We start from the raw sequence: 17,919 nt of genomic DNA, 5'->3' as shown, positions 1-17,919 counted from the left end.
TTCCATTTGCGAAACTGAGAGAGGAGTCTTGATTATACTTTCAGTGTTATATATTAACATCTGCACCCGCCCCCATCATAACCGAATTACTTGATTCGCCAGTGCTGTAAGTTCATCCTCATGGGAGATAAAGACAACCGTCTTCCCCGGAGCAGTAATCATCTCTCGAACCAACTCCTTACCCTGCTGATCCAGATCATGATAGGGCTCATCCAGAAAAATCAGGTGGCTATTCTTTAATAACGCACGCGCCACGGAAATGCGTTGCTTCTCTCCTCCCGAACTGTTCTGTATCCCCATTCCCAAGGCTGACAAATGAGATAAGTTCGTTCTTTCCAATACCCTTTCAACTTCCTTGTCATTGGCGTCGGGGCGACCTAGCTTCACATTGTTATATACCGAGTCCTCAAATAAATATGGAGACTGCTCGGCATAAGCATACTGTGCAAAATAAGAAGGCAAATCGATTTGCGAAAGGTCTACATGATTTACGGTAAGCTTCCCGCTACAGGGCTTAAGCAGTCCAGCCATGATCTGGATCAGCGTAGATTTACCTCGGCCGTTGGGGCCGACAATCGCCACCTTGTCACCAGGTCTCACTTGAAAATCAATTGACGCTAATAACGGGTGGCCTTCCTCATATTGAAAGCATATATTATGACCTTGCAAGGCTAGAGGCTCCTCTTCTACTCGAATGAGGTTAGCACGCGCTTCTCCTTCGCTAATTTCACTTAATTTGGGAAGATAGACTTGCATCATATGATAGCTCTTAAGTGCTGCATCCAGATCAAGAAATAGGGTCTTCAGAGTATTTGACAGGCCAAAGACCGTCATAATATAGCCGGCTTCTATGTAACTCGCTGCCACAAGCCCCGCACCACACAGGATAATGATGGCACTCGTGAGCAGACCCGTTAACGAGTCAAGTTTCTCCAGCATATATTGCAGCCGCATATGATGTTGAAGCCGGGAAGTGTAATATTGCTGGAAGCGTTCAGCGAACAGTCTAAGAAACCCCGAGCCAAGCTGAAATACCTTGAGATAACCGGCCCCATGTATCATATCCAGTTCCAGATTGCGGCTACTCATCTCGTAATCCCTGGTCTTCATTTTATATTCAGCTTCTAGCCGCTTCTTCACCCGGTTAGCCAGCAACGGAATCGCCGCTACAATCAGACAGACCAGCGCATACCCCATATGAATCCATATCAGTTGCACGACTATGCCCGCCCCCACGATAGCCGATACCGGAATCTTCGTGAACACAGCTAATACCGCGAACCGAAATTCATTAGGATCTCGCTCCAACCGATATTGCATGTCCCCTTCCTTGAATTCCTTGATGCGCTCTGGCGGCAAATGAATGAACTGGTGCAGAATATAATGATCATGCTCCAGAGCATTGCGAAACAACAAAATATTCTTGATATATTGCAGAAGTGAAAGCAACAAAATACTCCCCAACAAAGCCATGATGAAGTAGGCGGCTGAACGGAAGGTCATCTCTTCTGGTCGATACAAGATCTGATTGGTAAAACTCCCGATAATCCGGTAGATCAAGATTGTCAGATAGCCTCCGACAACGCCCTGAATGATTCCAAGCAGAATCGTCCACCTGTGGTGCCGCAATGCTTGGGTGACTACTGAGTTACGCATGCTCCCCATTCCTTCTATACCAATTTATACAGCTTGGTTGCAGTTCAACGACTATGGTTGCTTGCTCGATAAATTCCTCTCCATGGCTAACTATCAGTAAGGTTTGATCCGTTCGCTTCAGCCACTGCTGTAATACACTTCTAGCTGAGGCATCCAAATAATTGTCCGGTTCATCCAGCAGAGTGAGGGAGGCTGGCTTCAGCAGCGCTGCGATGAGGTATACCTTCTTCCGCTCGCCGCCGGATAAATCACGGATGGGACGTTGCTCCAACAAAGCTTCGTTCAGACCAAGCCTTTCAGACCAGGCCAGCATGGCGGACCATCGGTCTGTTCCTTCCCGGAACATCATTTGGTATAGCTGCTTTGGCGTAATGGACAGCAGGCAATCCTCCTGAGGCAACCAGGAAATTTCTTGAAAATAAGCTTCCTCATCAATTCCGGACAATTCACTCCCCCTATACATAATGCTACCGCTATCATATAACCTACGACGAAGCAACACGCTCAGCAGCGTTGATTTTCCCGAGCCATTGGGGCCTTGAAGGAGAATTCGGGACTTATCTTCAATAGAAAGATTTACAATTACTTCTCTTCCCGGGCTACCTAGAGGAAGATGGGCGATGGACACCAGAGGTTGATCCACTTTGTGTGACACCAAGCTTAAGGCTGACTCTTCTTCAATCCAACCCATAAGTCCCTCCACCCGTGATCTAGCAGTCAGATATATGGCTCTTTCAGCGATATAATTGAAGATTTGCGCTGCTGCCCGATAAAATGAGGTACTTAAAGCCAAAACAGCCAGGCCCGCCTTCAAGTCGCCTGCCCCTCTCACCGTCAGGATAGCCACGAGGCCATAAGTGCCAAACTTGATAATGTGCTCCAAAGAAGCCGTCATCCCTTGCTCAACGCTAATGGTTCTCTCCGCTTTCTTCCCGATACGATGATATTCCGTATGTATATTTCTAAGCTTACTTAGAAACCAGGCATGGGCACCGTATATTTGCAGAACCTGAAATCCCCTGTAGCCCGCCAGCACATGGTTGGTCAGCCGTGCCTCAATCTCCCGAGCATCCAGATAATTTTGCCGCATATACCGTTTAATTAACACTGGAGGAATGACATGGAGCAAGGCGGCCAGAATTAATAACCCGCAAATCCATACATCCACGGTGGCAAAATAAACCGCATAAGCCGCAGCAGTCACCAGTGCAGCCAACCAAGCCGGTAGACTTTTTGTAAAATATTTCACAATTTCATTCACATCATGCTCCAGGCGCTCAATCACTTCTCCTTTATTAATCTCTGATGATAGCGATTTCATAGAACGACTCAGGAAACCGCTCAGGAGGGTTGCCTTCAACTGATGTTTGCCAACCTCTGTCCGAACCTGCATGGCGACACTGACTATATAGTCAATGACGTAATAACAGATAGCCATTCCCACAAGCAATAGACTTTGTCGTAATAATTGTTCAAATTCAGTATTCATTGCCGCCTGGATGATGTCCGCGAGCAAGAACGCCGACACCAACCCATAAGGTACACCCAGCAAAGACTTAGCCGTATTCCCGGCCGCTACCTTATAAAGCAAAGCATAATTATGTTCCTTCATCTTGATCTTCATCTTCCTCAAGCCATTGGCCTCATTTTTTCACAGATTCTTCTATTATAAATGGAATAGGAAAATAATGACACTCCCCCTCCTAAAGATTGGGTATACCTCGCAGCTTTCCAACTGGAAGAGACGAAGTTAAAAAATAGAAATACATCCTTGTAAAAAAACGAGCCCCAGCATATAAGCTGAGGCTCGTTTGCTAATTGAAACAACCCGAACTCTACCTATCTCCGCCACTTCATGAACCGGTAGTCCAGTATCCTCCGTCCCATAGATTTCCGTAAAGAACAGAACCGAGATCGCTATTCCCAGCGAGACACGAATCGTGCTGAGGATGACTGATAAGGCGCCGGTCAAGGTCACATGCCAGAACTTCTGGCCCCTCCCTGCCTTCCCCGTTATCGATAATTTCCGCCGCATCATATCAGCTCTTGACCGACTGGTCAAGAGCTGATATATTAGGATTTGACCAGTCGGTCAAAAGGGAGGTTCTTTATGATTAAAGTAAAGCATGTATACCACGACTATGAAGGACTAGGAAGCTATGCTGTAAGCGATATTTCCTTCTCTGTTAAAAAGGGGGAAATCTTTGGATTTTTAGGGCCTTCTGGAGCAGGCAAATCCACTGTACAGAATATTATGACAGGACTTATCCCCTTGCAGCGTGGCGAAGTCCTCTTTGATGATCTGTCCGTCAAAGATTTAAAAACCCATTTTTTCAATCAGATCGGTGTATCCTTTGAACAGCCCAATATTTATGCAAAACTAACAGGTTACGAGAACCTCAAATACTTCGCGGCACTTTTCTCAGTTCCCACACACGACCCGATGAAGATGCTCGACAGAGTAGGGTTAAGAGACTCAGCGCATAAAAAAGCAGTAGAATACTCCAAGGGCATGCGACAACGGCTCACCTTGGCAAGAGCATTAATTAACAAGCCGAAATATCTGTTTCTTGATGAACCCACAAGCGGGCTTGATCCATCTACGGCGGCAAGTATTCGAGAATTGATTCATGAACAACGGGAAGCCGGCGCGGCAGTATTCTTGACAACTCATAATATGGAATTGGCTGATTCGCTCTGTGATACTGTGGCTTTTTTATATAACGGTAGAGTTGCAGCTATGGATCCTCCCGAGGTACTCAAACAACAATTTGGCAAACGGATGGTAACTGTTGTATATAAGGAAGACGGAAATGAACTTATTAAGTCCTTTGATATGGATGTTGACCGTTCAGCACTTGCCCAATTCCTTCCACTCATTCATCCTATCAAAATTCACTCACAAGAGGCCACGCTTGAGGAAATATTCCTACATATTACCGGAAAGGATTTGAATGCATGAGCGCTATATTTGCGTTGAGTATTCAGGATTTCAAGCGTCTGGTAACAAATGCTCTGTTCTGGGTCATAACCCTAACCTTAATCCTCATTATCACAGTCATTAATGTAGTACTTCCCGCAGAAATTGTTAAAGAGGATTATCCCATCTTCTCATATCATACAAACTATGATGCTGCTGACATTACTACAGTAAGTAGTGAAGCCCAGTTACGTCAGATGGTCAAAAATCATGGAGCCATTGGGCTGTTAGGAAGTGCGGACGGCAGTATTACGGTTCTGAATCCCGGTTTGTCTGAGAAGACAGTTCAGGCCATTATGTCCATGCTTTACAATCCACTTGATTCTGCGGTGGAACTGGAAAGCATTAATAAAGTTAATGAAGTAATTCCTTTCAACCAACGTATGACACCCATTTTCATTTGCTTTGAGGCACTCATTATAGGGTTTATTTTAGGCGGAGCCTTGATGTTATCTGAGAAGGAAGAAGGTACTCTCCGGGCATTACGTATAGCACCCATGGGGGTTGATAAATATTTAATTTCAAAGGCGTTGCTCTTCTCAATTATTGCAGTGATATATGCCTTGCTGATGGCTTTTTTTTGCATTGGATTCCATTTTGCAGTATTCCCTTTTGCTTTACTCAGCTTTTTTGGCGCTTCCATATTCTCTTGGATAGGCCTTGCATTCACAACTCTGTTCAAGGACATGAGTAGTTGGTTCTTTTCTATGGCTCTCCTGCTATCAATGAATATGCTTCCGGTTATAGCTTATGCGGAGCCTTCTTTTTCACCCTTTTGGCTGAAAATCATCCCCTCTTATTCGCTGATTTATGCTTATGAAAATATTTTATTTGAGATGGGACGCAGCTTGCTGCCCACCGGATTCGTTGTAATTTGTTGGTGCATTGGAGCGTATCTAATCAGCCGACTCATGGTTGGAAGGTATTTTTTGTCAGAAGGGAAGCGATAACGCGTGAGAAGTATCATAATGGAAATGCTGCGAGAGTTCAAACTTATTTTCCGAAATGGAATCACCCTCTACCTAACGGTTTCTCCTGCAATACTTGCTTTGATGTTTATGTTTGTATTTGGAAGTGTACAACATTCCAATATTGCATTGGTAGTAGATCAAAGCTTACCCCGTGATATCATCACCCGCTTGGAGGCGGTGGCCGATATTGAATTTGTGGAGAATCTGGACCGTCTCAAGGAGCGAGTAGGGAGTGCCGACAGCGCCACCGGTGTTACTCTTGAAGAAGGAAATATTAAAGTCATTGTTGAAGGCAATGAGCCACAGGGGATTGCTGAGTCAAGACAACAACTTGTGAGCGCCGCTCTCTATGCAGAGCCTGGCCCCTATAAGGTCGAAGAAATAAAAGCACCTCCCTCCCTAGCCTATACCGTTTCATTGAATTGCATCTTTTTGTTGGCGCTGTTCCTTGGGGGCTCATCGCTCGGCTTAAGTGGTGTTGATGAACGGGAGAATGGTATCATTTACGCGATCCTGGTCAGTCCTATGACACTCACTGGTTATATTATATCGAAGATCCTCCCCTCCCTATTGCTCAGTGTCATCGGGGTGGCCGCCTGCGTATTGATTATAGGTCGAGCAGACGCACTGGGACAATTTATGTTGCTTGCGCTATGTAGTGTCTTTACTAATGGGGTAATTATATTTTTAATTATCGCTTTGGCAGGGAATCAAATTGCCGCAGTTGGTGTGCTGAAAATTATTATGCCTTTATTCCTGGTGGTTGGGATTTCTGCTATGTTCATTCCGGAAAAATGGCTCTTTCTGTATTATGCATTCCCTATGTATTGGCAGTATACGGCCATTGAAATGATTAGTTCTAAAGGGGAAACGCTATTCCCCCTCTTTATGATTATTGCAACAGGGTGTGCATGGTTTATCCCTGCAATGTTGATGTTTACAAGAAGAATAAAGATAAAGTTATCATGAAGCAGACAATAATGGGAGATGAATTAAGTGTTGAACATGAAAGAAAAAATGAAATGGCTACAAGAAGGCGTTGAGAATCCTCTAAATATAAATACATCGCTTTTTGAAGCTGCCCTTGATATCTTCTCCACACACTCCTTCCAAGAGGCATCTCTCAATGACATTATCAAAGCTGCAGGGATGCACAAAGGAAGCTTTTATTATCGTTTCTACGATAAAATGGATTTATATCTCTCCTTGTTTCAACGTGTTAGTGTTCATAAGCTGGAACTGTTCACGCAATATGATGATTTGAATAAGGAAGATGATTTCTTTGCTTCTATTAGAAACAAGGCAAGATTAGGAATGCGATTTGCGCAGGCAGAACCAAGATACAACGCCCTTTCTCGCCGATTTCACGCCGAAGAATCGAACTTTCGCGAAGTTGTAATGGATATTTTCGGTGGTGTTACTGATCACATTCTGCTACAGATGGTCAAGGATGCACAGGTCAAAGGACAGGTGCGAAGGGATGTCTCAATAGACCTGATGGCTGATGTTTTTGCGGTCTTGCTTGAACGAATTGATAAAGTCATTATGCCTGATATGCAGGAGATCGAAGTTTTGGAAAAGATAGACGAGCTGATAACTATATTACGGGACGGGACAGCAGCGAATTAGTCAATTGACTAATTCTATAGTGATGTGATAAGTTCTATATGACTAAAAAAATATAATTAGTCATATAGAACGGAGAGATGAAAATGCCTCGGTTTAGTGATAGTGAGAAAGAGGTTATTACGCAGAAGTTATTTTCCGAAGGAGAGCGTCTTTTTGTCACCTACGGCATAAAGAAGGTGTCCATTGACGAGTTGGTTCAAGCCACTGGCATTGCCAAGGGTTCTTTCTATACTTTTTATCCAAGCAAAGAGCGTTTATACTGGGACATTATCACCGGCCAACAAGCTAAAATGTGGATGGATATGGATGACTGGTTACAACACCATCAAAGCTTACCTCCGCGTGATTTAGTAAAGTTCGCATTTCTGTGGATGATTCAGCAATTTGATCGCTATCCCCTTATGCAAAGCATAGACAAAGATACGACGGATTACCTTTTTCGCAAGCTTCCCAAAGAACTGATTGAAGCACATACCGCCAACGATGGATACGCGCTTTTGAGATTACAGGAATACGGCATAAAATTTATTTGCGACATTTCCTTCGCTACTAAAATGATGCAAACCATTGCTCTCAGCTACTTTAGCTTACAACAAGAGGATAAAGAAATTCGAATGGCCATTATAGATACGATGCTTAGTGGTATTCTGAGAGAGATTGTGAGTGATGAGCCGTGATTATAGTTGAGAATATGTCTGCCAAATACCCCAATACTAAAGTAAATATTTTACATAATATCAGCTTTGAAGTAAAAACAGGGGAAATCATTGGCTTTCTCGGACCCTCCGGAGCGGGAAAAAGTACGCTACAAAAGGTATTGAGCGGTGTGTTGCGAACATATACCGGGACGGTTAAGGTGCTGGACATTGAAATGAGAAAACGCCCTAGCTCTTTTTATGAGCACATCGGTATGGATTTTGAGTTTCCGAACTTTTATGGCAAGTTTACAGCTCTTGAGAACCTCCACTATTTTGCCTCTTTGTACAGTAAACACGATATCTCCCCACTTCCATTGTTAGAAAGAGTAGGGTTACTTAGCGCTGGTGATAAAAAATTGTCCAGTTACTCAAAAGGAATGAAGATGCGTTTGGGCTTCGTTCGTTGTTTGCTTCATGATCCTGCTCTGTTGTTTCTTGATGAGCCTACCAGCGGGCTTGACCCTGCCAACGCAAGAGTCCTTAAAGATATGGTATTGGAGCAGAAAGCAGCGGGTAAAACCATCATTCTCACCACCCACAATATGCATGATGCCGCAGAGCTTTGTGATCGTGTTGCCTTCATTGTGGATGGATGTATTAAAACGATAGATAACCCTCTCGCGTTGCAAAAGGCAGACGGAAATACACTTGTTACATACTCTTACATTTCAGAGGGAAAAGAAATGGAAATCGTTGTGCCGTTAGTAAACTTATCTAGAGATAAGCAATTTATAAGCGCCTTGCACGATAGCAGAATTACAGGAATCCATTCCAAAGAGAAAACATTAGAGGATGTGTTCATTGAACTGACAGGCAGGTGCTTGCAGTGAGATTATTTCATGCGATGATTGGCGATATTCGTTACCAGATAAAATATGGCTTTTACTCCTTGTATGCCCTCATGACATGCGTATATCTGGTAATATTGGCGCTTATATCAAACGAATATAAAAATATTTCCGCCGCCATTATCCTCTTGACTGACCCAGCATTTCTTGGTTTTTTCTTCATCGGTGGCATTTGGTTGTTGGAAGAGGGAGAAGGTATTCACAAGTTCTATAGTATATCTCCACTTTCTCCATTGGAGTATAGCTTGTCCAAAGTGCTGTCATTATCACTTATATCCACTGCAACAGGTCTGTTCATTGTATTACTGGGTGTTACGCACCACGTTAATTACTTCTTATTGGCCATCGCAATGTTTGTAGGCACCGGCTTATTCACACTGGCTGGATTGTGGATTGCAACCTATGCCAAATCAGTTAACCATTATCTGCTTATTAGTTTATTTCCGGCACTAATCATGGTTGCTCCCATTGTGATGATCTCTTTTGACTTTAGTAATTTTTTATTAGATATACTGCCAACCAGTATCTTCTGGCACATCATTGAAGCCTCTGTGTATGGAGATGAGATAAGTGTCCTGTATATTCCCCTTCTTATGACATGGCTTGTATTAATTTTATTGTTGGTTAATCGACGTGTTACGAAAGCACTATATACAGGAATGGGAGGTAAAGATGATACAAACACTTAGGCTGTTTAGAATTGGATTTCGGCAAATAATGAATGATGGAATGATGTTACTACTTATAATTGCCCCTTTTTTGATTGGGTCCCTTGTCAAGTGGGGGATGCCCTTTATTAACATAATGTCTACTGCATATTTTGACTTTGCGGTTGAACCTTGGTATGGCTTGGTGGATGGATTGATGCTTACCTTAATTCCACTTATACTCTCGATGGTTAGTTCCTTTGTACTATTGGATGAGCGAGACGAAGGAATAGGCGCATATTATCAGATAACGCCCGTCCAAGGTTATTCCTATTTGCTGGCAAGAATAGGCTTGCCCATGGTATGGGCATTATCCTGGAATATTATAATAGGTTTACTTTTTCATATATCAAGCCTTGGCATTTTGGAGATACTTTTTACTGGGCTTATTGGAACTGGCGCGGGTATTGGATCAGCAATGATGGTAGTAGCCTTGGCAGACAACCGTGTTGAGGGATTAGCGATATCCAAGTTAATCGGAGTTAGCCTACTGGGGGTTGTGGCTGTATGGTTTGTCCCCTCCCCACTTCAATACTTAGCCGCTATTTTGCCCAGCTTCTGGATAGGGATCATCATACAAAAAAATGTAGATATCATTGCTGGAATAACTGGAATATTGGTATGTCTTTTGTGGATTTTTATATTTACCAGAAGATTCTTAAGAAAAATATAATCCTTCGCTGCCAACACATGGCTGGTTAGCCGCGCTTCAATCTCCCGGGCATCGAGATAATTTCGCTGCATATACCGTTTATCTTTGTAAAAAACGAGCCCCAGCATATAAGCTGAGGCTCTTTTGCTATTTAAAACAACCCGAACCCTATCTACCTCCGCCACTTCATGAACCGATAGTCCAGCAGATCGACCAGCAGAAATAACAGGAAGCCAACCAGGCTGAACAGCAGGATTCCGGCATACATCTGCGGGTAATCCAGCCTTAGCCAGGCATCCATGATGAAGAAGCCCATGCCATGCTCCGTTCCATAGATTTCCGTAAAGAACAGAACCGAAATCGCTGTTCCCAGTGAAACACGAATCGTGCTGAGGATGACTGATAAGGCGCCGGGCAAGGTAACGTGCCAGAACTTCTGACCCCGCCCTGCTCCGATACTGGTGAGCACATCATAGGTGCTCTCCGGGATGGCTTTGATGCCATCCCGAACAGAAATAATGATCTGGAACAACAGAATCAGCATAATCATGAGAATCTTGGATGTCTCACCAAGTCCGAAGAACAACATCACCACGGGGAGTAAGGCAATCTTTGGTACCGGATACGTCAAGTACACCACCGGGTCCAGTAGCTTGTTCCAAAATACGGAACGCCCCATCAGCAGCCCGACAAGCAAGCCGAGAATCAGTGCCAGCAGCACGCCCGCAAATACGCGCATCAAGCTGTAGCCAACATTCAGGACAAGCTCTCCTCCCCCAAGCTGGCCCATTGCCAGGTAGACCCCCAGCGGGCTGGGCAGCATGGGATGGTTCACCAATACATGCGCCACGTACCAGATGACATTCATCCCCACGAACACCAGCAACAATCTCAAGATATAGTTCAGTCTCCGCGAATTCACCATTTCTCCTGCATAACCTTTCTGACTTTCTTCATTTGGGCAAAAAAAGCATCACTAGACCGCTTCTCCGTAAGCTTCAATGCAAATACTTCCTTGTTGTCGATAATCTCCGCCGGATCATTCTTACTTGCAGGGAGGATAATGATCTTCTGCCCTAGCAAAATAGCCTCGTCCACATCATGCGTCACGAATAGCGCAGTAGCGGGATTGGCCTGCCAATGTCCCAGGAACAATTGTTGCAGCGTTTCTCTGGTTATGGCATCCAGCGCAGAGAATGGCTCGTCCAGCAATAACATGGATGGAGCAATGGCGAAGGCTCGCGCAATGGCCACCCGCTGCTGCTGACCACCGCTAAGAGACAGTGGATAACGCTCCGCCAGTTCCTCGATCCCCATCGCCGCTAGCCACTGGTCTATTTGCGCTTCCCGGACCTGCTTGTTTTGTTCCTTGGGATGTGCAATGCTCATGGCTACCCGAATATTGCCCTTCACGGTCTTCCAGGGCAGTAGTCCGTAATTCTGCGGAACCAGGCCCATCAGAACGTTCTGTTCCCGCAAAGAGCTTCCATTGAACAGCAGTTCGCCCCGGTATTCCGGCAATAGACCCGTGATGGCGCGGAGCAATGTGGATTTTCCGCTCCCGGAAGGGCCGAGAATCGTGTAAATGCCATGCTCCGGCAGGGAAAAACTGACCTTCCCCAACGCCAGTTCCCCGCTCCTGTATTCTACTTCAAGCTCCCTGACACAGAGTCCCCTATTTCTTGAACTGGACATCGGAGATCACATCTTCTGGGGTAATATCCTTGGTCAGCAGCCCCTGTTCACGGGCCCAGGCGAAAGCCGCTTCCACTTCCTTCACATCCACCTGGTTAGCCGGAATATAAGCTGGCACCTCAATTTGCTCCTTCAAGGTTGCCGGATATCCCACCTCTTCAATCACCAGATCAATGTAGTCCGCTTTGTCATGGGACTGCATATACGCTACTGCCTCATCATAAGCCACATACATGGCCCGGATGGCGTCCGCCTTGGCATCAATGGCGCTCTGCGGGAAAGCCAGCACGAACGGATTGATATTCGCTTGGTGCGTTGAGCTAAGCATACGTAACCCTGCGGCTTGGCCCATCGTAACAAATGGCTCCGGTAAAATGGCCGCGTCCGCTTTATTATTCTTAAGCAACTCCAACCGCGTAGGAATTTGCGGTACTTCCGTGATACGAATATCCTGCTCCGTCAGACCGGCCTGCTTCAACATCATGGCAACCGTATACTGCGTTGACGTGTTCTTGGACAGAATCACGGTCTTCCCTTTCAGATCTTTCACATCCTGAATCTCGCTGTTGCCGGTAAGCAGATCAAATTCTCCAAAGGTCGTGCTGGTAATTTTCACGTCCAGCCCCGCTTCATTATATATGGAGATCGCAACCAGATCCGCGCTAATTCCGTCTACCTTACCTGCTTGGAAAGCGACGTCCCGATCCTTCGCACTCTTAAAGGTCTCAATGTCCAGAAGAACTCCATGCTTCTGATCGAAGCCTTGCTCATGGGCAATGACGAATGGAATGGCATCTATGGATGGCAACAGTCCCAGCGTCAGCTCGGCCAATTCCTCCGGCCCATCATTCGCTGAATCAGCGGCAACTGCTGTGCCACTCCCTTCACCCGTATTCGTAGAATTTGCTGCCTTACTACCGCAAGCCACACCCACGATGCCGACGATCAGCACCAGTGCAAGTAGCATTATAGTTCTTCTAGTAGTCTCAAGCTTCATTGTTGTCCCATCTCCCTGTATGTTCTATCTATATAGGCATAGCCATGTGCCATACTGGCTTAAGTCTGTTCTACCGCCTTCGCTTGCAATTTTATTCACAATAGAGAGGACAAGTAGGCCATATACTCCAGGCAGCCTCAAATAACTTCATTTTACACCCATTGCTGTATTTTGTATATTTTCATTTTTAAATAATAGACCGAATACGGTCTCCGTACAAAATAAGGACCGTCCAGTCATCAGCTCTCACTGACTTTCCGAACAGTCCCTATTCCCTCTAGGCTTCTGCCTCGAACTGACTATTGTACAGCTCTGCGTAATATCCACGCTTCGCCAACAATTGCTCATGACTTCCGCTCTCCACCACATCTCCATCCTTCATATACAGAATGAGATCAGATTCGCGGATGGTTGAAAGTCTGTGGGCGATGACAAAGCTCGTTCTGCCCTCCATCATTCGTTTGAAGGCTTGCTGGATGCGAATCTCTGTTAACGTATCAATGCTGCTGGTTGCCTCATCCAGAATCAGCATCGGAGGATCTACCAGCATAACCCGCGCAATCGTCAATAACTGCTTCTGCCCTTGGGATAAGCTGTCCCCGGTACCGCTGAACTCCGTATCATACCCCTCGGGAAGTCTCTTGATGAACGCATGGGCATTGGCTGCTTTGGCGGCAGCAACCACCTCTTCGAGCGAAGCCTCCGGCTTGCCATAAGCAATATTCTCGCGAACTGTACCACTTTTGAGCCAGGTATCCTGTAAGACCATGCCAAAAGCGCCTCGCAGATGATCCCGGGTCATACTTTTAATATTAATGCCCCCGATCGTAATTTCACCGGCATCCACATCGTAGAAGCGCATAAGCAGATTGACGAGTGTGGTCTTGCCCGCTCCCGTCTTGCCCACGATAGCAACGCGTGTACCCGGAGTCACCGTCAAATTCAAATCAGAGATCAGCGGCCGATCGGATTGATAAGCGAACCGGACATGCTTGAATTCAATCGTAGATTGCCCGGGTGGCAATACGTCGGCGGTCTGCGGATCATTTGACTCGGAAGCCTCGTCGATTACCTTGAAGACCCGCTGTGCCGAGGCTGTAGCCGCCTGGAGCTGCGTCATCACCCCCGTAATCTCATTAAAGGGCTTCGCAAACAGATTGGCATAGATCAGGAAGCTGGATAAGCCCCCGACCGTTATTCGGGACAAAATCACCAGTATACCACCAAACATCGCGATGGCGGAGAAGGTAATATTGTTGACCAGACGGGTGGAAGGGTTAGATAACGAGCTAATAAATTGTGATTTCTCCCCCGTCTTTTGCAGACGTTCATTTTGTGCCTGAAATGCAGCGAAGCTACGATCCTCATACTGAAAAGCCTGAACGACCTTTTGGCCACCAATCATTTCCTCAACGTAGCCGTTCAGATTACCTACAATCTCCGCTTGATTACGGAATAATTGCTGAGAGCGCATGGTGATAAAACGGGCTACATAATAGGACGCCGGAGCTGATAGCAATACAACTACAGTGAGAAGCGGGCTGGTGTACAGCATTAGCACAATCGAGCCTACTATCGTAACAACCCCTGTCAGGAGGGTGGAGAACCCCTGAAGCAATCCGTCTGAGATGGCATCCATATCATTGACGAAGCGGCTGATGCTGTCCCCTTGCGGATGATTATCGTGATATTTGAGCGGTAGGGTGTTCAGCTTATCGAACATTTCCCGACGAAGATCGTTCACGGTCTCATAAGCAAGACGATTCGTCCAAATGGCAAGCAGCCAGCCAAACAGACTGCCCAGACCATAGACCAGAGCCAGCCAAGTCAGCAGCCGGAATACCGCGCTAAAATCAACAGTACCCTGCATCACCATATGATCAATAGTCCTACCAATGAGAAGCGGTCCCACCAAGCTGGCGCTTACGCTGATGAATGCACTGATCATCGTTCCTGCCAAATAAAGCTTATATTTTCCGGTATAATGAAATATTCTGGACCAGGTTTCTTTTGTAGTCATCATTTTGCCTCCTCCTCTGACAACTGGGAGCTGCAAATCTCACGGTAAGCCTCACATTGTTGCAGCAACTGCTCGTGGGTACCAATCCCGGCAATCGCCCCGTCTTCCATGACGATGATCCGATCGGCATATCGTACCGTGCTGACTCGCTGAGATACGAGTAGCAGGGTCATATGCTCCCCATAACTGCGGATCGAATGGCGAAGTGCTGCTTCTGTCACATAGTCAAGCGCGCTGGAGGAATCATCCAGAATCAAAATATCCGGACGAGCAATTACAGCTCTGGCAATGGTCAGCCTCTGCTTTTGACCGCCAGACAGATTCAAGCCTCCGCGAGCGACCTGGGTATCGTATCCCTCAGGCAGCTTGCTGATGAACTCAGCCGCTTGAGCTATCTTAGCTGCCTCTTGTATCTCTTCCGCGGAAGCCTGCTCCTTGCCCCAGCGAATGTTGCTAGCAATGGTACCGGTGAAGAGGATGGCCTTCTGCGATACAAGCGCGATTTTGTGGCGAAGCTCAGTCAATTCAAGACTGGACACGTCCTGTCCTTCAACACGAACCACACCTTGCTGTGGATCATAAAAGCGCGGGATCAGATGCACCAGCGTAGATTTACCGGAGCCAGTCCCCCCGATAATTCCGATGGTCTCACCTGGATAAATGGCAAAAGACAAGTCGCGAAGAGCCGGATCACCTGCCTCGCTATAACCAAAGGTCACTTGATCAAATTCAATAATCGCTACACCAGGCTTGCTGACGTTCCCTACACTTATGGATTTCGTCTGGGCTGGTTCAGGATTCGCTATGCCTGGCGTCGTATCCAGCACTTCATTAATCCGAGCTGCCGAAGAGGAAGCCTTCGTGAACAAAATGATCAGATTGGATACCACAATCAAAGCAAGCAAAATTTGAGTTACATAGTTAATGAAGGCAATAATCTCTCCAGAAGACAAAGTTCCGGCCTGAATATGAATGCTACCCACCCACAGAACAGCAATAATGGCTGAGTTGACGACCAACGTGGTGGTTGGACTAAGCAGGGCCGAGATACGGCCAACCCGAATTGCTGTAGCGGTAATATCATCGGCCGATTCCCGGAAACGCGCCTGTTCCTCTCTACGCTTGGCAAAGGCACGGATGACGCGGACGCCGCTCAAGTTCTCACTAAGTACCACGGCCAGTCGGTCCAGCTTCTTCTGATAAATACGATATAACGGGGCCGACTTCTTGATAATCAAATAGAGGACCACACCAAACACGGGTGTAGCTGCTATCAGCACCAGGGAAAGGCGCATATCCAGCAGCATGGACATAATAATGGCCCCAATGCAGATGAATGGTGCTCTGATGACCAGTCGAATGAGCATCGCTACCGCGGTTTGAAGCTGGTTAACATCATTGGTCGTCCGATTGACGAGAGAAGGTGTGCCAAAACGGTCCAATTCCGCATAGGACAGTGAAGAAATATGCTTAAACAGCTTGTTGCGTAAGGTGGTTCCGAAGCCTTGGGAGGCTCGGGCTGCATAGAATTGGCAGATTAGTGAGCAAGCATAGCCGAGTATAGACATCGCGAGCATCAGCCCGCCCATCTTGAGCACATATGTACTATCCTTGTTGCCAATCCCATAATTGACAATCAATGCAACGACCGTTGGCAGAAGCAGCTCCAATATAGCTTCAATCAATTTAAATAAGGGGCCAAGGATCGTTTCTTTTTTATAGGGTTTGAGAAATGTCGCTAGTCTGAACAAGGTTGCACCACCATCACTTATTTTAAAATTTCCCTCCAAACACCAACTTTGATTATGACACAAAGGCTGATATATTAATAATATTGGTTTCATATCTGTTGCATATGTTTTCAATATACCAAAAGCGAGGATTTATTTATGGATATCAAGCAGCTTCACTATTTCCTGGCCATTGCGGAAGAAGGGCAAATTACAGCAGCAGCCAAAAAATTGCAAATGGCGCAGCCCCCTTTAAGCCAGCAGTTAAAACAGCTTGAAGATGAACTTGGCGTCACCCTGGCGGAACGCGGCCCACGTAGCATCCATTTGACTAATGCAGGTGAAATTCTTCGTCGAAGAGCTCTGCAAATCATAGCCTTGGCAGATTCTACAGTGCGAGAAATTCAGGATCTCTCCCATGGTCTGATGGGAACGCTTCAGCTTGGCACCGTTTCTTCGTCGGGAGCAGCGCTGCTCACCGATAGGTTAACCGAGTTTCAGCAAACCTACACCGGTGTAAAATTCGAGATTCATGAGGGCAATACTTTCCATGTGATCGATTTACTCCGCAATGGGATCATTGAATTGGGCATCGTACGAACCCCATTTCAAACCAATGGGTTAAATTGCAAGTTTATCTCCTCCGAGCCAATGCTGGCAGTTATGACACCTAAGCACGACTGGAGTCCAGGTCAGTCCGGCTGTGAAGTGGAGGAACTCAAGGATCGTCCGCTGATCATTTATAGACGCTTCGAAAGTTTACTTCATGACACCTGTGAACGAGCTAATTTCGAACCTAAGCTGTTCTGTAAAAATGATGATGCCCGTACCACAGTACAATGGACCCAAGCCGGGTTCGGCATCGGTATCGTTCCTCAATCCGCCTTAAAGCTAACCAACTCCGAAGGCCTGATTGCCAAGACAATTAACAGTGAAGCACTCTGGACTCAAATCGCCGCCATTTGGCCCAAGGATCGCTATCTGTCCGCTCTAGCCGAGCGGTTCCTCGACAGCTTCGGGGAATCGTAAAACATAAACGGGCCAAAGCGCGCCTCCTGTTCACAGGTTGCAGCCGCCTTGGCCCATGGCTCGGGAATGAACGCGTTTCGGCTAATGCCTCTTCTAGGCGTCGTCCAAGTCACAATTACAGTTAGTCTATTTGTCCTTCCTTTAATACGAAAAAACCGTTTCTGGCAAAGGACAGGATTTTGCTGGCACTAATGCCCGTCTGCCTGGAAATATCAATAACCATCATATCGGGATGCACCTCAACAATGCTTCGTATTTTTTCATAAGCCTCTTCACAGCTCTGGCACATCTTCTTACTCGACTTCAC

At 46.2% G+C, this 17,919-nt stretch carries 18 protein-coding genes; 9 read left to right on the top strand and 9 right to left on the bottom strand.

Annotated features, from left to right (window positions below; all coding sequences use genetic code 11):
• Window positions 1-75 precede the first annotated feature (75 nt).
• The 3 genes from AC1VOR_RS10675 to AC1VOR_RS10665 all read right to left on the bottom strand — a co-directional run bounded on the left by AC1VOR_RS10675 (window position 76) and on the right by AC1VOR_RS10665 (window position 3,694).
• Window positions 76-1,656: an ATP-binding cassette domain-containing protein gene (locus AC1VOR_RS10675; RefSeq protein ID WP_482617588.1), complete on the bottom strand. Its 1,581-nt coding sequence runs from the start codon at window positions 1,654-1,656 to the stop codon at window positions 76-78.
• Window positions 1,649-3,280, bottom strand: coding sequence for an ATP-binding cassette domain-containing protein (locus AC1VOR_RS10670; protein WP_482617717.1), 1,632 nt, complete (start codon window positions 3,278-3,280; stop codon window positions 1,649-1,651). The genes AC1VOR_RS10675 and AC1VOR_RS10670 overlap by 8 nt, the downstream gene beginning before the upstream one ends.
• Window positions 3,281-3,406: 126 nt before the next feature.
• Window positions 3,407-3,694, bottom strand: coding sequence for a hypothetical protein (locus AC1VOR_RS10665; protein ID WP_482617587.1), 288 nt, complete (start codon window positions 3,692-3,694; stop codon window positions 3,407-3,409).
• A 72-nt stretch (window positions 3,695-3,766) separates the two neighbouring features.
• Between AC1VOR_RS10665 and AC1VOR_RS10660 the strand changes: the two genes are divergently transcribed.
• The 8 genes from AC1VOR_RS10660 (at window position 3,767) to AC1VOR_RS10625 (ending at window position 10,162) form a co-directional block, all read left to right on the top strand.
• Window positions 3,767-4,618: an ABC transporter ATP-binding protein gene (locus AC1VOR_RS10660; protein ID WP_482617586.1), complete on the top strand. Its 852-nt coding sequence runs from the start codon at window positions 3,767-3,769 to the stop codon at window positions 4,616-4,618.
• On the top strand, window positions 4,615-5,586 hold the full coding sequence (locus AC1VOR_RS10655; protein WP_482617585.1) for an ABC transporter permease: 972 nt from the start codon (window positions 4,615-4,617) through the stop codon (window positions 5,584-5,586). Before AC1VOR_RS10660 ends, AC1VOR_RS10655 begins: the two co-directional genes overlap by 4 nt.
• An 18-nt stretch (window positions 5,587-5,604) precedes the next feature.
• Window positions 5,605-6,576, top strand: coding sequence for an ABC transporter permease (locus tag AC1VOR_RS10650; RefSeq protein ID WP_482617583.1), 972 nt, complete (start codon window positions 5,605-5,607; stop codon window positions 6,574-6,576).
• A 36-nt stretch (window positions 6,577-6,612) separates the two neighbouring features.
• Window positions 6,613-7,236, top strand: coding sequence for a TetR/AcrR family transcriptional regulator (locus AC1VOR_RS10645; RefSeq protein ID WP_482617715.1), 624 nt, complete (start codon window positions 6,613-6,615; stop codon window positions 7,234-7,236).
• An 83-nt stretch (window positions 7,237-7,319) separates the two neighbouring features.
• Window positions 7,320-7,913: a TetR/AcrR family transcriptional regulator gene (locus AC1VOR_RS10640; RefSeq protein WP_482617581.1), complete on the top strand. Its 594-nt coding sequence runs from the start codon at window positions 7,320-7,322 to the stop codon at window positions 7,911-7,913.
• Window positions 7,910-8,764, top strand: coding sequence for an ABC transporter ATP-binding protein (locus AC1VOR_RS10635; protein ID WP_482617580.1), 855 nt, complete (start codon window positions 7,910-7,912; stop codon window positions 8,762-8,764). The genes AC1VOR_RS10640 and AC1VOR_RS10635 overlap by 4 nt, the downstream gene beginning before the upstream one ends.
• Complete coding sequence (locus tag AC1VOR_RS10630; protein WP_482617579.1) at window positions 8,761-9,471, top strand: fluoroquinolone export ABC transporter permease subunit; 711 nt, start codon at window positions 8,761-8,763, stop codon at window positions 9,469-9,471. Before AC1VOR_RS10635 ends, AC1VOR_RS10630 begins: the two co-directional genes overlap by 4 nt.
• Complete coding sequence (locus AC1VOR_RS10625; RefSeq protein ID WP_482617578.1) at window positions 9,455-10,162, top strand: hypothetical protein; 708 nt, start codon at window positions 9,455-9,457, stop codon at window positions 10,160-10,162. Before AC1VOR_RS10630 ends, AC1VOR_RS10625 begins: the two co-directional genes overlap by 17 nt.
• Window positions 10,163-10,313: 151 nt before the next feature.
• Here the strand turns inward: AC1VOR_RS10625 and AC1VOR_RS10620 are convergent, their stop codons facing one another.
• The 5 genes from AC1VOR_RS10620 to AC1VOR_RS10600 form a co-directional block, all read right to left on the bottom strand.
• Window positions 10,314-11,066, bottom strand: a complete 753-nt coding sequence (locus tag AC1VOR_RS10620; RefSeq protein WP_482617577.1) for an ABC transporter permease — start codon at window positions 11,064-11,066, stop codon at window positions 10,314-10,316.
• Entirely contained in the window at window positions 11,060-11,764 is a 705-nt protein-coding gene (locus AC1VOR_RS10615; RefSeq protein ID WP_482617576.1) for an ABC transporter ATP-binding protein, read from the bottom strand. The genes AC1VOR_RS10620 and AC1VOR_RS10615 overlap by 7 nt, the downstream gene beginning before the upstream one ends.
• A 52-nt stretch (window positions 11,765-11,816) precedes the next feature.
• Window positions 11,817-12,833: an ABC transporter substrate-binding protein gene (locus tag AC1VOR_RS10610; RefSeq protein WP_482617575.1), complete on the bottom strand. Its 1,017-nt coding sequence runs from the start codon at window positions 12,831-12,833 to the stop codon at window positions 11,817-11,819.
• A gap of 277 nt (window positions 12,834-13,110) precedes the next feature.
• Window positions 13,111-14,853, bottom strand: a complete 1,743-nt coding sequence (locus AC1VOR_RS10605; RefSeq protein ID WP_482617714.1) for an ABC transporter ATP-binding protein — start codon at window positions 14,851-14,853, stop codon at window positions 13,111-13,113.
• Window positions 14,853-16,604: an ABC transporter ATP-binding protein gene (locus tag AC1VOR_RS10600; RefSeq protein WP_482617574.1), complete on the bottom strand. Its 1,752-nt coding sequence runs from the start codon at window positions 16,602-16,604 to the stop codon at window positions 14,853-14,855. The genes AC1VOR_RS10605 and AC1VOR_RS10600 overlap by 1 nt, the downstream gene beginning before the upstream one ends.
• 138 nt (window positions 16,605-16,742) lie before the next feature.
• On the opposite strand from AC1VOR_RS10600, the gene AC1VOR_RS10595 reads away from it, so the two are divergent.
• On the top strand, window positions 16,743-17,612 hold the full coding sequence (locus AC1VOR_RS10595) for a LysR family transcriptional regulator (protein WP_482617573.1): 870 nt from the start codon (window positions 16,743-16,745) through the stop codon (window positions 17,610-17,612).
• Window positions 17,613-17,733: 121 nt separating this feature from the next.
• Here the strand turns inward: AC1VOR_RS10595 and AC1VOR_RS10590 are convergent, their stop codons facing one another.
• Complete coding sequence (locus AC1VOR_RS10590; protein ID WP_482617572.1) at window positions 17,734-17,919, bottom strand: hypothetical protein; 186 nt, start codon at window positions 17,917-17,919, stop codon at window positions 17,734-17,736.

The organism is Paenibacillus sp. 1SOY10 (assembly GCF_056836745.1).
The sequence above is the reverse complement of the archived record's forward strand: the minus strand, read 5'-3'. Positions and strand labels throughout refer to the sequence as shown.

Bases quoted from the DNA above. Each gene is read 5' to 3' on its own strand.
- AC1VOR_RS10650 (WP_482617583.1), top strand. From the start codon at position 5,605: ATGGAAATGCTGCGAGAGTTCAAACTTATTTTCCGAAATGGAATCACC.
- AC1VOR_RS10645 (WP_482617715.1), top strand. From the start codon at position 6,613: ATGAAAGAAAAAATGAAATGGCTACAAGAAGGCGTTGAGAATCCTCTA.
- AC1VOR_RS10660 (WP_482617586.1), top strand. From the start codon at position 3,767: ATGATTAAAGTAAAGCATGTATACCACGACTATGAAGGACTAGGAAGC.
- AC1VOR_RS10620 (WP_482617577.1), bottom strand. From the start codon at position 11,066: ATGGTGAATTCGCGGAGACTGAACTATATCTTGAGATTGTTGCTGGTG.
- AC1VOR_RS10655 (WP_482617585.1), top strand. From the start codon at position 4,615: ATGAGCGCTATATTTGCGTTGAGTATTCAGGATTTCAAGCGTCTGGTA.
- AC1VOR_RS10595 (WP_482617573.1), top strand. From the start codon at position 16,743: ATGGATATCAAGCAGCTTCACTATTTCCTGGCCATTGCGGAAGAAGGG.
- AC1VOR_RS10675 (WP_482617588.1), bottom strand. From the start codon at position 1,656: ATGCGTAACTCAGTAGTCACCCAAGCATTGCGGCACCACAGGTGGACG.
- AC1VOR_RS10670 (WP_482617717.1), bottom strand. From the start codon at position 3,280: ATGAAGATCAAGATGAAGGAACATAATTATGCTTTGCTTTATAAGGTA.
- AC1VOR_RS10610 (WP_482617575.1), bottom strand. From the start codon at position 12,833: ATGAAGCTTGAGACTACTAGAAGAACTATAATGCTACTTGCACTGGTG.
- AC1VOR_RS10665 (WP_482617587.1), bottom strand. From the start codon at position 3,694: ATGATGCGGCGGAAATTATCGATAACGGGGAAGGCAGGGAGGGGCCAG.
- AC1VOR_RS10605 (WP_482617714.1), bottom strand. From the start codon at position 14,853: ATGACTACAAAAGAAACCTGGTCCAGAATATTTCATTATACCGGAAAA.
- AC1VOR_RS10625 (WP_482617578.1), top strand. From the start codon at position 9,455: ATGATACAAACACTTAGGCTGTTTAGAATTGGATTTCGGCAAATAATG.
- AC1VOR_RS10640 (WP_482617581.1), top strand. From the start codon at position 7,320: ATGCCTCGGTTTAGTGATAGTGAGAAAGAGGTTATTACGCAGAAGTTA.